This window comes from Amycolatopsis sp. MEPSY49, assembly GCF_051337345.1.
Taxonomy (GTDB): Bacteria; Actinomycetota; Actinomycetes; order Mycobacteriales; family Pseudonocardiaceae; genus Amycolatopsis.
In genome coordinates this window covers 1,469,286-1,486,061 of sequence record NZ_JBDLYJ010000001.1, presented here as the reverse complement: position 1 = coordinate 1,486,061, position 16,776 = coordinate 1,469,286, and the positions used below count along the sequence as shown (strand labels likewise).

18 protein-coding genes are annotated in these 16,776 nt (G+C 71.1%); 6 read left to right on the top strand and 12 right to left on the bottom strand.

All coding sequences use genetic code 11. The annotated features are described in order from the left end of the window. Window positions 1-112: 112 nt before the first annotated feature. Window positions 113-601, bottom strand: a complete 489-nt coding sequence (locus tag ABFJ78_RS07425) for a GNAT family N-acetyltransferase (RefSeq protein ID WP_436385034.1) — start codon at window positions 599-601, stop codon at window positions 113-115. Continuing rightward, complete coding sequence (locus tag ABFJ78_RS07420; RefSeq protein ID WP_436385032.1) at window positions 568-1,470, bottom strand: aldose 1-epimerase family protein; 903 nt, start codon at window positions 1,468-1,470, stop codon at window positions 568-570. The genes ABFJ78_RS07425 and ABFJ78_RS07420 overlap by 34 nt, the downstream gene beginning before the upstream one ends. 66 nt (window positions 1,471-1,536) lie before the next feature. Here ABFJ78_RS07420 and ABFJ78_RS07415 point away from each other — a divergent pair, with 66 nt between their 5' ends. The 3 genes from ABFJ78_RS07415 to ABFJ78_RS07405 are packed head-to-tail and all read left to right on the top strand — an operon-like array spanning window position 1,537 to window position 3,832. Beyond that, window positions 1,537-2,115: a TetR/AcrR family transcriptional regulator gene (locus ABFJ78_RS07415; RefSeq protein ID WP_436385030.1), complete on the top strand. Its 579-nt coding sequence runs from the start codon at window positions 1,537-1,539 to the stop codon at window positions 2,113-2,115. Next, window positions 2,115-3,011, top strand: coding sequence for an MBL fold metallo-hydrolase (locus ABFJ78_RS07410; protein ID WP_436385028.1), 897 nt, complete (start codon window positions 2,115-2,117; stop codon window positions 3,009-3,011). Before ABFJ78_RS07415 ends, ABFJ78_RS07410 begins: the two co-directional genes overlap by 1 nt. Beyond that, window positions 3,008-3,832 (top strand): MBL fold metallo-hydrolase, encoded by an 825-nt coding sequence (locus ABFJ78_RS07405; RefSeq protein ID WP_436385026.1) that lies wholly within the window; start codon window positions 3,008-3,010, stop codon window positions 3,830-3,832. Before ABFJ78_RS07410 ends, ABFJ78_RS07405 begins: the two co-directional genes overlap by 4 nt. Here the strand turns inward: ABFJ78_RS07405 and ABFJ78_RS07400 are convergent. The 3 genes from ABFJ78_RS07400 to pdxH form a co-directional block, all read right to left on the bottom strand. Continuing rightward, on the bottom strand, window positions 3,829-4,383 hold the full coding sequence (locus tag ABFJ78_RS07400) for a DUF3558 family protein (RefSeq protein WP_436385024.1): 555 nt from the start codon (window positions 4,381-4,383) through the stop codon (window positions 3,829-3,831). The two genes, ABFJ78_RS07405 and ABFJ78_RS07400, sit on opposite strands and share 4 nt — an antisense overlap. Before the next feature lie 24 nt (window positions 4,384-4,407). Next, window positions 4,408-5,655 carry an MFS transporter gene (locus ABFJ78_RS07395; protein WP_436385411.1) on the bottom strand — a complete coding sequence of 416 codons (1,248 nt, stop codon included), beginning with the start codon at window positions 5,653-5,655 and terminating at the stop codon, window positions 4,408-4,410. A gap of 659 nt (window positions 5,656-6,314) precedes the next feature. Further along, window positions 6,315-6,980 (bottom strand): pyridoxamine 5'-phosphate oxidase, encoded by a 666-nt coding sequence (pdxH, locus tag ABFJ78_RS07390; protein WP_400895574.1) that lies wholly within the window; start codon window positions 6,978-6,980, stop codon window positions 6,315-6,317. 218 nt (window positions 6,981-7,198) lie between these two features. Between pdxH and ABFJ78_RS07385 the strand changes: the two genes are divergently transcribed. Further along, window positions 7,199-8,860, top strand: coding sequence for a purine-cytosine permease family protein (locus tag ABFJ78_RS07385; protein WP_436385023.1), 1,662 nt, complete (start codon window positions 7,199-7,201; stop codon window positions 8,858-8,860). Between the two features lie 46 nt (window positions 8,861-8,906). On the opposite strand, the gene ABFJ78_RS07380 is transcribed toward ABFJ78_RS07385, so the two are convergent. Next, entirely contained in the window at window positions 8,907-9,617 is a 711-nt protein-coding gene (locus tag ABFJ78_RS07380; protein WP_436385021.1) for a TetR/AcrR family transcriptional regulator, read from the bottom strand. 89 nt (window positions 9,618-9,706) lie between these two features. Between ABFJ78_RS07380 and ABFJ78_RS07375 the strand changes: the two genes are divergently transcribed. Continuing rightward, window positions 9,707-10,807 carry a lipase family protein gene (locus tag ABFJ78_RS07375; RefSeq protein WP_436385020.1) on the top strand — a complete coding sequence of 367 codons (1,101 nt, stop codon included), beginning with the start codon at window positions 9,707-9,709 and terminating at the stop codon, window positions 10,805-10,807. A gap of 104 nt (window positions 10,808-10,911) precedes the next feature. Here ABFJ78_RS07375 and ABFJ78_RS07370 read toward each other — a convergent pair whose 3' ends face one another. The 6 genes from ABFJ78_RS07370 to ABFJ78_RS07345 are packed head-to-tail and all read right to left on the bottom strand — an operon-like array spanning window position 10,912 to window position 15,313. Continuing rightward, complete coding sequence (locus ABFJ78_RS07370; RefSeq protein WP_436385018.1) at window positions 10,912-11,628, bottom strand: urease accessory protein UreD; 717 nt, start codon at window positions 11,626-11,628, stop codon at window positions 10,912-10,914. Next, window positions 11,625-12,308 carry an urease accessory protein UreG gene (gene ureG, locus ABFJ78_RS07365; protein ID WP_436385017.1) on the bottom strand — a complete coding sequence of 228 codons (684 nt, stop codon included), beginning with the start codon at window positions 12,306-12,308 and terminating at the stop codon, window positions 11,625-11,627. Before ureG ends, ABFJ78_RS07370 begins: the two co-directional genes overlap by 4 nt. Continuing rightward, a complete protein-coding gene (locus ABFJ78_RS07360) occupies window positions 12,298-12,978 on the bottom strand; it encodes an urease accessory protein UreF (RefSeq protein WP_436385015.1) in 681 nt (226 codons plus the stop codon). The genes ureG and ABFJ78_RS07360 overlap by 11 nt, the downstream gene beginning before the upstream one ends. Further along, a complete protein-coding gene (locus ABFJ78_RS07355; protein WP_436385014.1) occupies window positions 12,978-14,693 on the bottom strand; it encodes an urease subunit alpha in 1,716 nt (571 codons plus the stop codon). The genes ABFJ78_RS07360 and ABFJ78_RS07355 overlap by 1 nt, the downstream gene beginning before the upstream one ends. Before the next feature lies 1 nt (window position 14,694). Continuing rightward, on the bottom strand, window positions 14,695-15,000 hold the full coding sequence (locus ABFJ78_RS07350; RefSeq protein ID WP_436385012.1) for an urease subunit beta: 306 nt from the start codon (window positions 14,998-15,000) through the stop codon (window positions 14,695-14,697). 10 nt (window positions 15,001-15,010) lie between these two features. Beyond that, window positions 15,011-15,313, bottom strand: a complete 303-nt coding sequence (locus ABFJ78_RS07345; protein WP_155540714.1) for an urease subunit gamma — start codon at window positions 15,311-15,313, stop codon at window positions 15,011-15,013. A 289-nt stretch (window positions 15,314-15,602) separates the two neighbouring features. Here ABFJ78_RS07345 and ABFJ78_RS07340 point away from each other — a divergent pair, with 289 nt between their 5' ends. Further along, the gene (locus tag ABFJ78_RS07340) at window positions 15,603-16,751 is read left to right on the top strand and encodes a citrate synthase 2 (protein ID WP_436385011.1); all 1,149 of its coding nucleotides are present in this window, start codon (window positions 15,603-15,605) and stop codon (window positions 16,749-16,751) included. The last annotated feature ends 25 nt before the right edge of the window (window positions 16,752-16,776 follow it).

Here is a 16,776-nt window from a genome sequence, read left to right as displayed (position 1 = left end):
TCGGACGCCCGCACGCGGGCCCCGGCGGCACCGGCCGGGGCGGGCATCCGGCAGGCGCCCGGTGACGTGAATGACTCATTCATGTCGCCTGGCGACATGAATGAGTCATTCACTACGTTCGTCCCGGCACGCGGGACTTCTCCAAGTGCACCAGTTCGTGGTTGTTCTCCGGCGTCCGGTGCGTCTCGCGGTACCCGTGCTTGGCGTACAGGTGCAGCGGCCCGACGCTCTTCGACCCCGTGAACAGCCGGAACACGGTCACTTCAGGCGGCGCCACGGCCTCGACGGCGAGCAGCAGCGACCCACCCAGCCCGAAGCCCTGCCGGTCCGGCGCCACGACCAACCGCCCGATCACCGCCACCGATCCGGTCACCGTCAACCGCACCGAAGCCACCAGCCGGCCCGCCTCCCGGATCCCCCACGACAACCCGGCCAGCGCCGCCCGCGTCTCCTCCAGGGTTTCCAGCAGCGGCGGCAAATCCCAGTCGTCGTGGGCACGCGCCTCCGTCACGTACGCCGCGCGTTGCAGCGTCAGCACTTCGCCCGCGTCGGAAGGACCGAGCCGGATCACCGGACGCGGATGCCCCAGCTGCCCGACCACGACGAGGCCGGCTCCAGCTCGATCAGGTCCGTGCCCGTGTTGAGCGCGTCCGCCGGGCAGGTCATCGGCTCGATCGCCACCGCGCGGCCGCGGCCGACCAGGTCGTCCGGGGTGAACACCTGCGCCCAGCGGAAGTCCGGGCCGGTCCACACGACCAGCCGCTGGTCCTCGTGGGACAGCACGAAGTGGTGCTCGCCGTCCGAAGCGGACAACGAGCCGAACGCCGTGTCCAGGTTGACGCCGGCCAGCACGCGCCCGGACCGGAAGTCGTACTCCGTGCCCTCGACGTCCTGCTCCGGCGCGTACGGCATCTGCTCGTCGCCGAGGTACGGCCGCACGCGGCTCGCCGGCAGCGTCAGGGTCAGCTCGTCGGTCGGGACGTCGCCGATCCGGAAGTACGGGTGTGTGCCGACGCCGACGCCGATCGGCTGCTCACCCTCGTTGCGGATCTCGTGAGTGACGACCAGTTCGCGCGGCGCGACCTCGTACGTCACGGTCGCCCGCAGCGGCACCGGCCAGCCCGGCTGCACCTCGACGTCGACGGCCAGGGTGATCGACGACTCGGCGTGCTCCAGCAGCTCCCACTCGAGGTGGCGGGTCAGGCCGTGGATGGCGTTGCCGCGCGCCTCCTCGGTGATCTCGAGCTGCTGTTCCTCACCCTGGAACGTCCACTTGCCGGCCTTGGTCCGGTTCGGCCAGGGCAGCAGCACCTGCCCGGCGCCCTTCGGCGGCTTCGCGTCTTCGGGGAACTCCTCGACGTACGGCACTCCGCCGACTTCGAACGCGCGCAGGCCCGCGCCGATCTCGGTGACGACGGCGCGCGCGTTGCCGCGGGTGATCTCGAACTGCTGACCGGTCGGGTTGCCCATGAGACGACCTTACCGATCCAGAATCTAACTAGACCGGTCGTCATAGTTTGAGTTACAGTCGGCGCCATGGTCCGTCGCACCGACACGCGGCAGCGGATGCTCGACACCGCCGCCGACCTGTTCCAGACCCAGGGCTACCACGCCACCGGCCTCACCCAGCTGACGACGGCCGGCGGGGCGCCGAAGGGCTCGCTCTACTTCCACTTCCCCGGCGGCAAGGAGCAGCTCGCCGCCGAAGCCGTCCGGCTGTCGGGCGAGCGCACCGGCGCGCTGCTCGAAGCGGTCCTGAAGGACGCGCCCGACGCGCCGACGGCGATCGACCGGGCCGTCGAAGCACTGGCGGCCTTCCTCACCGAGTCGGACTTCCAGCGCGGTTGTCCACTTGCGACAGTCGCGCTGGACGCCGCCGCGGACAGTGAGCCGATCCGCGAAGCCTGCGTCGACGGCTACTCGTCGTGGCACGGCATCCTGCGCGAATACCTTGCTCGGCAACAGCTTTCCGCCGAGCGCGCGGACGAGCTGGCGACCGTCGTGCTCGCCGCGATCGAAGGCGGGCTGCTGCTGGCCCGCACCCGCCGCGACCTGGCGCCGCTGCGCGCCGTCGCCGCCCACCTGCACGCCACCCTCGACCGGGAGCTGTCCTGATGCGCGTCCACCACCTGAACTGCGGCACCATGCGCCCGCTCGGCGGCCGGCTGATCGACGGGCGGCCGGGCCTGTTCCGGCGGGCCACCATGGTCTGCCACTGCCTGATGCTGGAGACGGATACGGGTCTCGTGCTCGTCGAGACCGGCATGGGCACGCCGGCCGCCGTCGACCGGAACGCCTGGCTGGGCGCGGGTTTCGTCCGCCAGTCCAACCCGGTCGCGGACCCGGCGCAGACGGCGATCGCCCAGATCCGCGCGCTCGGGTTCGACCCGGCGGACGTCCGCGACATCGTGCTGACCCACCTCGACCTCGACCACGCGGGTGGCCTCATCGACTTCCCGTGGGCGCGGGTGCACGTCTACGCCGAAGAGCTGCGGGCGTTCACCGAACCGCGCGACGCCGCCGAGCGCGGCCGTTACCGCCGGATCCAGTTCGCGCACGGTCCACAGTGGACGTCCTATGCGGACACGGGCGAACCGTGGTTCGGGTTCGACGCCGTCCGGCAGCTGGACGGGCTGCCGCCGGAGATCCTGCTGGTCCCGCTGTCCGGGCACACGCGCGGCCACGCCGGGGTCGCCGTCGACACCGGCGCCGGCTGGCTGCTCAACGCCGGCGACTCCTTCTTCTTCCACGGCCAGGTCGCCGCCGATCCGCACTGCCCGCCGGGCCTCAAGTGGTTCGAGGGCCACATGGAGACGGTCAAGCGCGCCAGGCTGGACAATCACCGCCGCCTGCGCCAGCTTGTTCAGGAGCACGGCGACGAAGTGACCGTCTTCGCCGCGCACGACGAGACCGAATTCGTCCGGCTTAGCGCTGGTGACAACCGGGGCTTCGCCCCGGGCCGGGGGCTTCGCCACCCGGACCCCCGAAAAACGAGCAGGAGCAGGGTATGAAAGTGCACCACCTGAACTGCGGATCGATGCGCCCGGCGGGAGGCAAGCTGCTCGACGGCGAGCCCGGCCTGCTGCGGCGCTCGGAGCTGGTGGCCCACTGCCTGCTGATCGAGACCGGCGACAGCCTGGTGCTGGTCGACACCGGGTTCGGCACCCAGGGCGTGGCCCGGCCGGGCGAGTGGCTCGGCCGGCCGTTCCTGGCGATGGTCGGCGCGAAGCCCACGGCCGCCGAGACGGCGGTCGCGCAGATCGAGGCGCTCGACCTGGACCCGGCCGACGTCCGGCACATCGTCGCGACGCACCTCGACGTCGACCACGCGGGCGGCCTGGCCGACTTCCCGAACGCCGTCGTGCACGTCCGCGCGGAGGAGCACCGCGCGGCGACGTCGCCGGCGAACGCGGCGGAGAAGAACCGCTACCGCGCGATCCAGTTCGCGCACCGCCCGCTGTGGAGCACGTACGACGAGCTGGGCGAGCCGTGGTTCGGCTTCGAGGCGGTCCGCCCGCTCAAGGGCCTGCCGGAGGAGATCCTGCTGGTCCCGCTGACGGGCCACACGCGCGGCCACACGGGCGTCGCGGTCGACACCGGCGACGGCTGGCTCCTGCACGCCGGCGACGCGTACTTCTTCCACGGCCAGCTGGACCCGGTCGCGCCGCATTGCCCGCCCGGCCTGACGGCGTTCCAGAACATCGTCCAGACGCTGCGCCGGCCGCGCCTGGAGAACCTGGCACGGCTGCACGAACTGGCGCGCGACCACCAGGACGAGGTCAAGGTGTTCTCCGCGCACAGCCCCGTCGAGCTGGCGGCGCTGCGGCGTTAGCTCGCGTCGATGGCCGCCTTGACCAGCGGGGCCATCTGCTCCGGCGTCATCTTGGCCGGGCCGGTGTAGTTGACGAGCACGGGCGTGCCCGACACCAGCTCGGCCGAAGCGAGGGTGGCCGTCTTCTGTTCGTCGACGTAGTAGACGGCGCCGTCCGGGAAGCCGGCGACGTCCTGCGCGCCGGCCTTCGCCTTCTTGATGGACGCGACCATGTCGGCCGGCTTCGCCTGGCGGCCCTCGTAGCGGGTCACCGCGAGCGCGCCCGCGGCCTTGCCGTTCAGCTGGTACTCGCAGCTGCGGGCCTTGCCGCCGTTGGCCGCGTTGTCCTGCACCGGGCCGGCGACCGCCTGGAGGTTGTCCAGGAACAGGGCCTTAGACACGGCGGCGGCGGGCAGCAGCTTGCACGGATCGAGCGACGCGGCGGCCGCGTTCGAACTCGGCTTCGGCGCTTCGGACGGCTTCGACGACGACGGCGCCTTCGACGGCTCGTCGCCCGAGGAGCAGGCGGTCAACGCGGCAAAAGCGACCAGGACGACGGCGAGAGTACGCATATCGGGCACCGTACTCCGAACGGTCTACGCCGTGGGCGCCCGGTACCGCCAGAACGCCGGGAGCAGGAACATCGACGCGCACACGGACACGATCACCAGCACGCCACCGACGGACGCGGCCGCCGCGGTGCCGAACGCGGCCGCGCCCCAGCCGTGCACGAGGTCGGCGATCCGCGGGCCGCCGGCGACCACGACCGTGAAGACGCCCTGGAGCCGGCCGCGCATCTCGTCGGTGGTCGCGACCTGCAGGATCGCCATCCGGTAGACGGCGCTGACCATGTCCGCCGCGCCGGCCGCGGCCATGAAGACGACGGCGAGCCACAGCGAGTGCGCGAGCCCGAACGCGGCCACCGCGGCGCCCCACGCGCAGATCGCCACGACGACCGCGACGCCCTGGCGCGGGATGCGCGTCAGCCAGCCGGAGAAGAGGCCGATCAGCATCGCGCCGGCGGGCAGGGCGGCGTAGAGCCAGCCGAGGGCCGGGCCGCCGCCGGGTGGGTCGCCGAAGGTGCGTTCGGCCATCTCCGGGATCAGCGCGCGCGGCATGCCGAAGACCATCGCGATGATGTCGGCGACGAACGAGGCCAGCAGCACCTTCTTGGTGGCGAGGTACTTGAAGCCGTCGATGACGTCGCTGACGCCCGCGCGGCGCGACGGCCCGTTGAGCGGCGGGATCGCCGGCAGCCGCCAGACGGCGAGGAGCGTGATGGTGAGGGCGACGACGTCGATCAGGTAGAGGGTCGAGAGGCCGAGGACGGGGATGAGCGCGCCGGCGAGCAGCGGCCCGAAGACGGCGCCGAAGGTGGACATGGTCGAGCTGAGCGCGTTGGCCGAGGGCAGCAGTTCGTCCGGCACGAGCCGCGCGACGACGGCGCCGCGCGTCGGCATGTTGATCGCGAAGAGCGCCTGGTTGACGGCGAGCAGCGCGAGGACGAGCCAGACGGAGCCGAAGTTCAGGAAGGCCTGCAGCCAGAGCAGGGCGGAGGTGATCGCGACGAGGACGTTGGTGACGACGAGCAGCTTCCGCCGGTCGACGGCATCGGCGACGGCGCCGCCCCAGAGCCCGAAGACGAGCAGCGGAACGAGCGCGACCAGGCCGGTGAGGCCGACGTAGGCGGAGGACCCGGTGAGGTCGAAGACCTGCTTGGGCACGGCGACGGCGGTCAGCTGCGTCCCGACGGCGGTGACCACAGTGGACAGCCAGAGCCGCCGGAAAGCGGGGATCTTGAGCGGCCGGGTATCGACGATGATCCGGCCGAGAAGTCCACGCACGCCGCCCGCGCGAGGCGGCGCGGTCTCGGGCTCAGAGGTCACAACCAATGAGCTTAGCTCGGCTAAGTACCTGCGGTCGCGTGATTTCCGTCGCCTGCGGGGTGGTGCTTTGAGGCGGCGCCGGCGGGGAGTGGTTTTGCCGGGGCGATGGCGCGGGAGCTGTACTTCTCGGGGAGCGGTTTCGCGGGCGTGCGGTCCCCGGGTGAGCGATCCTCCGGTGAGCGGTTCCCGGGGGCACGCCGTTCCTGGCGAGCGCTTCCCGAGGCGCGGTTCCCGCCGAGCGACTCCCGGGACACGCCGTCCCGGTGAGCGAATCCCAAGGCACGCCGTCCCCGCAGAACGATTCCCGAGGCGCGGTCCCGCCCAGCGACTCCCGAGGCACGCGGTCCCCGCCGAGCGATCCTCGTCGTCCGGCGCCCGCCGAGCAGCCCCGCCGCGCAGAGCCCTCCCTCCCTGGGGGAGCCCCCGCTTTCAGCGTATCGGCACCGCCTGACAGAAAGCCGGAAAAACGCAGGTGAGCCGGTCGTTCATCCACATCACGGACCACCTGTGGACAATCCCGGCCCACCGAAGGCCGCCCGACTGAAAGCCCCGCAAAGACCCGAAAAGCCGCGGCCGTGACGTGGTTGTCCACATCACGGCCGCGGCTGTGCACGAACTCAGGGAGCGACGCGCTCGATGTTCCACCCGTCGTCGTTCCGGACGTACCGGAGCCGGTCGTGCATCCGGTCCTCGCGGCCCTGCCAGAACTCGACCAGGTCCGGCCGGATCCTCCATCCGCCCCAGTGCGGCGGCGCCGGGATCTGCTCGACGTCCGCGAACCGCCGCTCGATCCCGCTCAGCGCGTTGTCCAACGCCCGCCGGCCGTCGACCACCCGGGACTGCGGCGATGCCCAAGCCCCCAGCTGCGAGCCGCGCGGGCGCTGGGCCCAGTACTCCGCCGTCTCCTTGACGCCGACCTTCTCGACCTCGCCGCGGACGTGGACCTGGCGGTGCAGCGCGTACCAGGGGAACGTCACCGACGCGTACCGCGTCGCCGTCAGGTCGTGGCTCTTCGACGACGTGTAGTTCGTGTAGAACACCACGCCGCGGTCGTCGAGGCCCTTGCACAGCACCGTCCGGGACGATGGCCTGCCTTCGGCGTCCGCTGTCGCCAGCACCATCGCGTTCGGTTCGGCGATCCCGGCGGCGACGGCCTGGTTCAGCCAGCCCTGCAGCTGATCGGTCCAGGTGGCCGCCAGCGCGGATTCGTCGAACGCGGCACCGTCGTACGCCACCCGCATCCCGGGCAGGCGAACCACGGCGTCTTCGATCTCCGGCATCATCGCCAAACCTCCACGCCCGGTCGGGGCATCAGTCGACTTCGGCTCTAGGCACGTTAGGGCCTTCCGAGCTGCGGCGGAACCCACTGAACGGTGACACCCGCCACCACCGCGGCGTAACCGCCGGACAACAAGCCGTAACCCGTGCGTTACCCACCGGACCAGGATCGATACAGGACGCACCTACCTTCGGCCCGTTCCCCACCACCCCGGAGGCAGGCATGACCGAGACCCTGTCGAACGCCGAAGAAACCGCGAAACGCCGGTACGCCCCGCTCGCGGCCAACGAAAACCGCGAAGACTACTCACTGCGCTTCGCCGCCCATTCGTTCCGGAAATGGTCACCGTTCGTGGTCGCGACGACGGCGCTGGGCGGCATCGCCTACCTCGCCGACTTCGCGATCGGCGCCAGCATCGTCCTCTCCTACGGCTTCACCTCCGGCGTCCTGGCGATCCTCGCCGCGGCCGTCGTCATCTTCGTGACCGGCGTGCCCATCGCGGCCGCCTGCGCGAAGTCCGGAGTGGACATGGACCTGCTGACCCGCGGAGCCGGCTTCGGCTACTTCGGGTCGACGCTGACGTCGCTCGTCTACGCGAGCTTCACCGTCATCTTCTTCTCGCTCGAAGGCTCGATCATGGGCCAGGCGTTCGAGCTCGCCCTCGGCATCCCGCTGCCGATCGGCTACCTGCTGGCGACGCTCATCGTGCTGCCCTTCGCGCTCTACGGCATGGGCGCGGTCGCGAAGATGCAGACCTGGACGCAGCCGCTGTGGATCGCCGGGCTGGTGCTGCCGTTCGTCGTCGTGCTGGTCCGCGAGCCGGGCAAGTTCGCCGAGTTCGCGCACTTCGGCGGCACCGAGGGCACCGGCTCCGGGTTCTCCGCGATCGGGTTCGGCCTCGGCATGGGCGTCGCTCTGTCGCTGATCGGGCAGATCGGCGAGCAGGCCGACTACCTGCGGTTCATGCCCGAGAAGACGGCGGAGAACAAGCGGTCGTGGTGGGCCGCGGTGCTCGCCGCCGGCCCCGGCTGGGTGATCCTCGGCGCCGCGAAGCAGATCGGCGGCGCGCTGCTGGCGTTCCTCGCGCTCGGCGTCGTCGGGAAGACGCACGCGCTCGAGCCGATCGCGCCGTACCTCGAAGCGGTGAAACCGGCGCTCGGCCCGGTGGCGCTGACGTTCGCCGCGCTGTTCGTCGTCGTCTCGCAGATCAAGATCAACACGACCAACGCGTACTCGGGCTCGCTGTCGTTCGCGAACTTCTTCTCGCGCGTGCTGCACAAGCACCCGGGCCGCGTCTGGTACGTGCTGGTCAACTGCGGGATCGCGCTGGCGCTGATGGAGTTCGGCGCGTTCGGGTTCCTCAACAAGATCCTGGGCTTCTACTCGAACGTCGCGATCGCGTGGATCGGCGCGGTGTGCGCCGACCTGGTGATCGCGAAGCCGCTCGGGCTCTCGCCGCGCTACATCGAGTTCAAGCGGGCCTACCTGCACAAGATCAACCCGGTCGGGTTCGGCTCGATGGTCGTCGCCTCGGCGGTGTCGATCGTGGCGTACTTCGGCGCGTTCGGGCCGTTCCTGGCCGCGTTCAGCCCGCTGCTCGCGCTGGTCATCGCGATCGTCCTGGTGCCGACGCTCGCCGTCGCGACGAAGGGAAAGTACTACCTGGCGCGGGAGAACACGGTCATGGCGACGGTGACCGATCTCCGCGCGACGCACACCTGCTCGGTCTGCGGCGACCCGTACGAGCTGCCGGACGTCGCCGACTGCGCGAAGCAGGACGGCCCGATCTGTTCGCTGTGCTGCACCCTGGACAACAGCTGCCACGACATGTGCCGGACGGCGGGTCCGGTCGACCTGGGCCTCCCGGCCGCGCGCACGACGTAAGGTCCGTGCGGGCCCTTTCCCGGCGTCCGCGGCCGGGAAAGGGCCCTCACGTGAGCCGGCTTCCCCCCGGGCCCCCCTCCCGGCTCGACTCTTTCACGTTCGGGGCGGCGCCGGGGTTGCCCGGAGTTTCCAAGATCTTTTCCGGCCGCATGATGGCGGCCAGCATCAGCGCGCGCAGTTCCGCGCCGACGTCCTCCACCGGCAGCGGCGGCTCGTGCGCCTGCCACTCGCGCAGCAGCCCGGTGGCCGCGCCGACCAGGGCGATCGCCGTCAGCCGGTAGTCGCGGTCGGGCGCGACCCCGTGTTCGGCCGCGCGCCGCGCCTCGGTCGCGATGAACGTCGCCCAGCGGTCGACCCACACCTGGTGCTGCTCCTCGAGCTCCGTGCTGACGCCGACGGCTTCGACGTAGTTGAGGCGCGGCAGCCGCGGGTCGACGGTGACCGTGTCGATGAAGACGTCCAGCAGGGTCGCGATGCGGGTCATCGCGTCGGCGTCGGCGACCTTGTCGAGCGCCGCGGTGACGTGGTCGAGGGCGAGGCTGTTGATGCGGTCGTGGAGGGTGCGCAGCACGTCCTCCTTGCCGCTGAACTCCTCGTAGAAGTTCCGCGTCGACACACCCGCGCGGCCGCACACTTCGGTGATCTTCGTGTGGCGGAAGCCGGCGGAGGTGAACAGCTCGAGCCCGGCCGCGAGCAGCCGCTCGCGGCGGTCGGCGCGGCGTTGCTCGGGTGCGACGCCGCCGTACGTGCGAGCCACCGGTTGTCTCCTCCTTCTGAGGGATTGCCAGATCCTACCGGGCTGGTTACTTTGTGAAAATCTTGATTACCAAACAGCCGGAGGCAACGATGCTTCGTCGGTTACTGGTCGCCGTCACGCTGCTTTTCGCGGTGCTCACCCCCGCGGCGCAGGCGGATCCCGGTGTCCTGCTGTCCGCGCGGGCGACGACGGTGTTCGTCGGCCCGTTCCCGGCACCGGTCCGGGCGTGGCACCTGCTGTACCGCTCGACGTCGGCGACGGGAGCGCCGAACGCGGTCTCGGGGACGCTGCTGGTGCCGCCGGCGCCGTGGCTGCGCGGCGGCCCGCGTCCGCTGATCACGTACGCGGTGGGGACGCACGGCCTCGGTGACCAGTGCGCGCCTTCTTCCCTGCTGGCGCGCGGCATCGAGAACGAAAGCGCGCTGCTCGCCCAGGCGTTGTCGCAGGGCTGGGCGGTGGTCGTGACGGACTACGAGGGACTCGGCACGCCGGGGACGCACACGTACGCGGTGGGCCAGTCGGAGGGGCGGGCCGTGCTGGACGCGGCGCGCGCGGCGGTTCTGGTGCCGGGGACGGGGTTGTCGCCGTCGGGGCCGGTGGGCGTGTTCGGCTACTCGCAGGGCGGCCAGGCGGCGGCGTGGGCGGCGGAGCTGCGGGGGTCGTACGCGCCGTCGGTGAACGTGGTCGGCGTGGCGGCGGGCGGGGTCCCGGCGGACCTGAACGCGGTGTTCGCGGCGAACGACGGCGGCGCGGCGTTCGGCCTGGTGCTGGGCGCGGCAACGGGTTTCGCGGCGGCGTACCCGGACGTGCCGTTCACGTCGATCCTGAACGACCGCGGCCGCGAGGCGGTGGCCCGGGTGTCCCAGGCGTGCACGGTGGAACTGGGCGCGGCGGCACCGTTCGCACACTTGACGGACTTCGTGACGGTGCCGGACCCGATCCACGACCCGCGCTGGCAGGCCCGGCTGGCGCAGAACTACCTGGGGACGACGGCCCCTTCGATGCCGGTGTTCCTGTACCACGCGACTCTGGACGAGCTGATCCCGTTCAGCGTCGGGACGGCGTTGCGGGACCGCTGGCAGTCGGCGGGCGCCGCCGTCACCTGGCAGGAGTTCCCGCTGCTGGAGCACATCGGCGGGGTGTCGGTCGGCGGGCCGGTGGCGATGACCTGGCTGGGCACGAAGTTCTGAGAGTTCCGCTCGCCGGGGACGGACGCAGGGGGTCTGTCCCCGGCGAGCGGGCGATCCACCCGAAACTGTCGGTGGCCTCCGGTAGCGTGGAAAACGGGGGCTGCTCAGACCGCCGCGGCTCCGGCCTCGGTCAGCCCCTTCATCGCCGCCACGGCATCCGGCGCCAGCGAAGTCACCAGTGAGCCACGGGCGGCGAGCGGGCTGCGCGACCACCACTCGCCCGAGGCCGCCGGCAGTTCCGGCCCGCCCACCACGAGGTCCGATGCCAGGACCCGGCGGCCCGCCAGCACCGCCAAGCTCCCGTCCAAACCCGAGCCGATCGGCAACGTCTGGCGCAGCACCGGCATCCCGGCCCGCACCACGTCCTGGGTGCTCGTCAGCGAACCCGGGCGCTCCCCCGCCCGCCCCAGCACCAACACCTCCCGCGCGTGCAGGTACGCGTCCATTGCCAACGAAGCCCGGAACACCGCCGTGTGCCGAGCCCGCGACGTGATCACCGTCGGCTCCGGCAGGTACTCGAGTGACCCGCCCTCCGCCACCGAAACGTCCACTGTGGACACGGATGGCTCGCCGTGGAGACCGGGCAAGGCCAAAGTCGCCGCCACACCGGACAACCGAAGCGACGCACCCGGCTCGACCCGTACCGTGAGCAGCAGATCGTCCCCACCCAAAGGCGAAGTCGCCGAGTTGACCAAGTGGACCACCGCCGTCGTCCCGCGGCCTCGGCGGGGGAACAACGTCAACGGGGCCATCGACCTCAGCTCGCTCAGCACCGTGCGCGTTCCGTCGAAGCACGCCGTCACGCGGGCGTGGGCCTTCACAGCAGGGAACGGACCCAGGCCGCGACGTCGGGCGCGTCCGGGGTGTCCACAAGGGACTGCGTGATGACCGGCAACGACCCCCGCATCCGGTGCGCGTCCGAGGTCATCACGTCCATGTCCGCGTTCACCAGGTGCGCGATGTCGATCTTGTTGATCACCAGCAGGTCCGCCGTCGTGACGCCGGGGCCGCCCTTGCGCGGGACCTTGTCGCCGCCCGCCACGTCGACCACGAAGATCTGGCTGTCGGCCAGCCCGCGGCTGAACACCGCCGTCAGGTTGTCGCCGCCGCTCTCGATGATCACCAGGTCCAGGCCCGGGAACTTTTCCTCCAGGCGCTCGACAGCGTCCAGGTTCGCGGTGATGTCGTCGCGGATCGCCGTGTGCGGGCACGCTCCCGTTTGGACCGCCTCGATCCGGGCCGGGTCCAGCACCCCGGCCCGGCGCAGGAAGTCCGCGTCCTCGGTCGTGTAGATGTCGTTCGTGACGACGGCCAAGTCGATCTCGTCACCCAGCGCTCGGCACAGGGCGGCAGTCAGCGCCGTCTTGCCCGAACCCACCGGGCCGCCGATGCCGATCCGGTACGCGCGACCCGCGGTGGGCGCCGCGTCGTAGTGGTCCGGCTCGGCGGCCGTCGGGTCGAAGTTGACCTCGTGAAAGTGCCCGTGGCCCTTAGCTGGCAAAGAGACGCACCTCTTCCTGGTGGTGCCGGGCGTGCGCCTCGGCGAACAGATCCAACGCGGGCGACCCCGGTGACGGCAACGACGCCGGGTCGTCTCCCGCCACCGCCGCCGCGTCCGAACAAACCGAAGACAGGTCCAGGCGCGCCACAACAGCGTTGACCGCGAAGGGATCCAGTCCCAGCAGCCGCACGGCCGCACTCGCCGGCCCGCTGACCGACAGGTACGCGGCCGCCATCGCGGCGTCGTACGGCGAGCCACCCGCGACACCGACCAGCGCGCCCAGCATGATCGGGTGGTGCGGCCGCGGGGTCTCGGCCAGCAACCCTTCCAAGACAGGAGACGGCCAAGCGATCCGGCCGGCCCGTGCGGTTCCCCTGCCCTGGGCCCGCGACGCCTCACGCTGAGCGAGCGACGGCGTCCGCGCATCGAGTTCGGAATCCAAGCGAACCCAGTGTCCACTGGAGACAGAACGCGCGGCAGCGTGTGCGGAAGCGGCAGCGAAGACCGCGGCAAGGAACCCCGCCGTTCGCAATCGTCCGAAAAGGAATCCCGGCAGGTCGCGCACGGACGTCACCAGCCGACGGGCGACGACTTCCTCCAACCCGCCACTGTGGACGTGCCCGCCGCCGGGGAAGCGGGAGTCCGCGAGGATCAGCGCCGAGAGGTCCATCAGAAGAGGAAGTACCGCTGGGCCATCGGCAGTTCCGTGACCGGCTGCGGCTCGATCAGCTCGCCGTCGACGTGCACGGCGAAGCTGTCGGGCTCGACGCGGACGTCCGGCGTGGCGTCGTTGAGCACCATGTCCGCCTTCGTCCGCGCGCGCATGTTCGACACGGCGACCAGGGGCCGCGTGATGCCGAACGTTTCGCGCAGCCCGCTGTCCAAAGCGGACGGCGCGACGAAGTGCAGGCTCAGCGCGGCCCCGATGTTCGCCCCGAACATGGGGCGGGCCATGACCGGCTGCGGCGTCGGGATGGACGCGTTCGCGTCGCCCATCGCCGCCCACGCCGGGAACCCGCCCTTCAGGACCACGTGCGGGCGGACACCGAAGAACTTCGGCTCCCACAAAACGAGATCCGCGAGCTTGCCGACCTCGACCGAGCCGATCTCGGTCTCCATGCCGTGCGCGATGGCCGGGTTGATCGTGTACTTGGCGACATAGCGCCGGGCGCGCAGGTTGTCGGCCGCGCCGTCGCCGGGCAGCGCGCCGCGACGGCGTTTCATCACGTGCGCGGTCTGCCACGTCCGGATGATCACCTCGCCGATCCGGCCCATCGCCTGCGAGTCCGAGCTCATCATCGAAATCGCGCCCATGTCGTGCAGCACGTCTTCGGCGGCGATGGTCGACGGCCGGATCCGGCTCTCGGCGAACGCGAGGTCCTCCGGCACCGACGGGTTGAGGTGGTGGCAGACGACCAGCATGTCGAGGTGCTCGTCGAGCGTGTTGGCCGTGTGCGGCCGGGTCGGATTGGTCGACGACGGCAGCACGTTCGGCAGTGAGACGACCTCGATGATGTCCGGCGCGTGCCCGCCGCCGGCGCCCTCGGTGTGGTACGCGTTGATCGAGCGGCCGCCGATGGCGTCCACAGTGGACTCCAGGAAGCCGGCTTCGTTCAGCGTGTCCGTGTGGATCGCGACCTGGACACCGGCTTCGTCGGCCACGGTCAGGCAGGCGTCGATCGCGGCCGGCGTCGTGCCCCAGTCCTCGTGCAGCTTGAAACCGCCCGCGCCGGCCGCGAGTTGTTCGCGCAGCGCCTCCTGCCGGACCGTGTTCCCCTTGCCCAGCAACAGGACGTTGACCGGATAACCGTCCATGGCGGACAGCATCCGGCCGAGGTTCCACGCGCCGGGCGTGACGGTGGTCGCCTTCGTGCCCTCGTTGGGACCGGTGCCGCCACCGACCAAAGTGGTCAGTCCGGCGGCCAGCGCCGTGTCGACGAGCTGCGGGCAGATGAAGTGGACGTGGCAGTCGATGCCGCCGGCGGTCAGGATCTTGCCGTTGCCGGCCAGCACTTCCGTCGACGGCCCGATGACCAGGCCTGCGTCGACGCCGTCCATCGTGTCCGGGTTGCCCGCCTTGCCGATGCCGACGATCCGGCCGTCGCGCACGCCGACGTCGGCCTTGACGACGCCCCAGTGGTCGAGGATCACCGCGCCGGTGATGACCAGGTCGGGCGCGCCCTCGGCGCGGGTCGCCATCCCCTGGCCCATCGACTCGCGGATGACCTTGCCGCCGCCGAAGAGCACCTCGTCGCCGGAGCCGCCCGGCCCCATCGAACGGTCCTCGGTGACCTCGATCAGCAGGTCGGTGTCGGCGAGCCGGATCCGGTCGCCGGTGGTCGGGCCGAACAGCTCGGCGTAGCGCTCGCGGTCGATCTGCGGCATTTCAGAAGTCTCCCGAGAATTCGGACCGCAGCCCCGGCACGCGCCGGGCGCCGGCGAGCGGAACAAGATCGACTTCCCGTTCGACGCCGGGTTCGAAGCGCACCGACGTCCCCGCCGGGACGTCGAGCCGGTGGCCGCGGGCGAGATCGCGGTCGAATTCGAGGCCGGGGTTCACCGCGGCGAAGTGGTAGTGCGAGCCGACCTGGACCGGCCGGTCGCCGAGGTTGCGCACGAGCAGCCGGACGCGCGCGCGGCCGGGGTTCAGCTCGACCGGCTCGTCGCCGGGGATGATCTCACCGGGGTGCACCGGCCCTCCTTCACACGATCGGGTCATGCACGGTGACGAGCTTGGTGCCGTCCGGGAAGGTCGCTTCGACCTGCACGGAGTCCACCATTTCGGGGACGCCGTCGAGCACCTGCGCACGACTCAGCACGCTCCGGCCGCTGGCCACGAGCTCGCTGACCGTGCGCCCGTCGCGGGCCCCTTCGAGGACGTGGTCGGTGATCAGCGCGACCGCCTCCGGGTAGTTCAGCCGGACGCCGCGGTCCAGCCGCTTCCGCGCGACGTCCGCCGCCACGTGGACCAGCAGCTTGTCGCGCTCCTGCGGGCTGAGGTGCATGCGCTAGGTCTATCACCCGGACCACGCCCGCGCCTGGTTCGGAAACATACCTTTAACCTGCGCTTCGTCACACTGAGTGGTGAAAATTCTCCGGCCGGACGGCCTCGGTGACTGAATCGTTCTCGTAATCGTGACCGAAACCACCGCATCTTTCGATTGCCCCCTGGCCATCGAGGGAGCAAGGTCTATCCATCCGTGCGATGGTGCGCGCTTTCCGTGCGCTATTCCGTCCGCGCGAGCACCACCACCAAGACGGGGAAAAAAGCGCACCGAAAGGTTCCGCGAAACAGTGACTACCTCCACGATCAGCAAGCCACAGCCGTCCGGCCAACCCGACGACGGCTTCCGACCGGGCCTGGAGGGCGTCGTCGCCTTCCACACCGAGATCGCCGAACCCGACCGGGACGGCGGTGCGCTGCGCTACCGCGGCGTCGACATCGAGGACCTCGCCGGCAAGGTGACCTTCGGTGACGTATGGGGCCTCCTCGTGGACGGCCGGTTCGGCCACGGCCTGCCGCCCGCCGAGCCCTTCCCGCTGCCGGTGCACACCGGCGACGTCCGGGTGGACGTCCAGGCCGCGCTGGCCATGCTCGCGCCGATCTGGGGCTATCGCCCACTGCTCGACATCACCGACGACGAGGCCCGCGAGCAGCTGGCCCGCGCCTCGGTGATGGCGCTGTCCTACGTGGCGCAGTCGGCGCGCGGCATCGGCCAGCCCGCCGTGCCGCAGACCCGCGTCGACGAGGCCCACTCGATCACCGAGCGGTTCCTCATCCGCTGGCGCGGCGAGCCCGACCCGGCGCACGTCAAGGCGCTGGACGCCTACTGGGTGTCGGCGGCCGAGCACGGCCTCAACGCGTCGACCTTCACCGCCCGCGTCATCGCCTCCACCGGCGCCGACGTCGCGGCGGCCATGTCCGGCGCCATCGGCGCGATGTCGGGCCCGCTGCACGGCGGCGCCCCGGCGCGCGTGCTGCCGATGATCGAAGAGGTCGAGCGCACCGGCGACCCGGCGGGGCTGGTCAAGGGCATCCTCGACCGCAAGGAACGCCTGATGGGCTTCGGCCACCGCGTCTACCGGGCCGAGGACCCGCGGGCGCGCGTGCTGCGCCGCACCTGCCAGGAGCTGGGCGCGGCCCGCTACGAGGCGGCCGCCGCGCTGGAGCAGGCGGCGCTGAAGGAGCTGCGCGAGCGGCGTCCGGACCACCCGATCGAGACCAACGTCGAGTTCTGGGCCGCCGTCATCCTGGACTTCGCCCAGGTCCCGCCGCACATGATGCCCGCGATGTTCAGCTCGGCGCGCACCGCCGGCTGGGCCGCGCACATCCTCGAGCAGAAGCGCACCGGACGCCTGGTGCGGCCGTCGGCCAAGTACGTCGGCCCGGCGCCCCGCACCCCGGAAGACGTCGAGGGCTGGGAACTGGTCACCAAACACTGACCCCCACGCGCACTTTCACGTGAAA

Coding starts and splice junctions, on each gene's coding strand:
- pdxH (WP_400895574.1), bottom strand. CDS start 6,980: ATGATGCCGGAGATCGAAGACGCCGTGGTTCGCCTGCCCGGGATGCGG.
- ABFJ78_RS07375 (WP_436385020.1), top strand. CDS start 9,707: ATGCTTCGTCGGTTACTGGTCGCCGTCACGCTGCTTTTCGCGGTGCTC.
- ABFJ78_RS07345 (WP_155540714.1), bottom strand. CDS start 15,313: ATGCACCTCAGCCCGCAGGAGCGCGACAAGCTGCTGGTCCACGTGGCG.
- ABFJ78_RS07400 (WP_436385024.1), bottom strand. CDS start 4,383: ATGCGTACTCTCGCCGTCGTCCTGGTCGCTTTTGCCGCGTTGACCGCC.
- ABFJ78_RS07355 (WP_436385014.1), bottom strand. CDS start 14,693: ATGCCGCAGATCGACCGCGAGCGCTACGCCGAGCTGTTCGGCCCGACC.
- ABFJ78_RS07405 (WP_436385026.1), top strand. CDS start 3,008: ATGAAAGTGCACCACCTGAACTGCGGATCGATGCGCCCGGCGGGAGGC.
- ABFJ78_RS07420 (WP_436385032.1), bottom strand. CDS start 1,470: ATGGGCAACCCGACCGGTCAGCAGTTCGAGATCACCCGCGGCAACGCG.
- ABFJ78_RS07410 (WP_436385028.1), top strand. CDS start 2,115: ATGCGCGTCCACCACCTGAACTGCGGCACCATGCGCCCGCTCGGCGGC.
- ABFJ78_RS07385 (WP_436385023.1), top strand. CDS start 7,199: ATGACCGAGACCCTGTCGAACGCCGAAGAAACCGCGAAACGCCGGTAC.
- ABFJ78_RS07360 (WP_436385015.1), bottom strand. CDS start 12,978: ATGGACCTCTCGGCGCTGATCCTCGCGGACTCCCGCTTCCCCGGCGGC.
- ABFJ78_RS07415 (WP_436385030.1), top strand. CDS start 1,537: ATGGTCCGTCGCACCGACACGCGGCAGCGGATGCTCGACACCGCCGCC.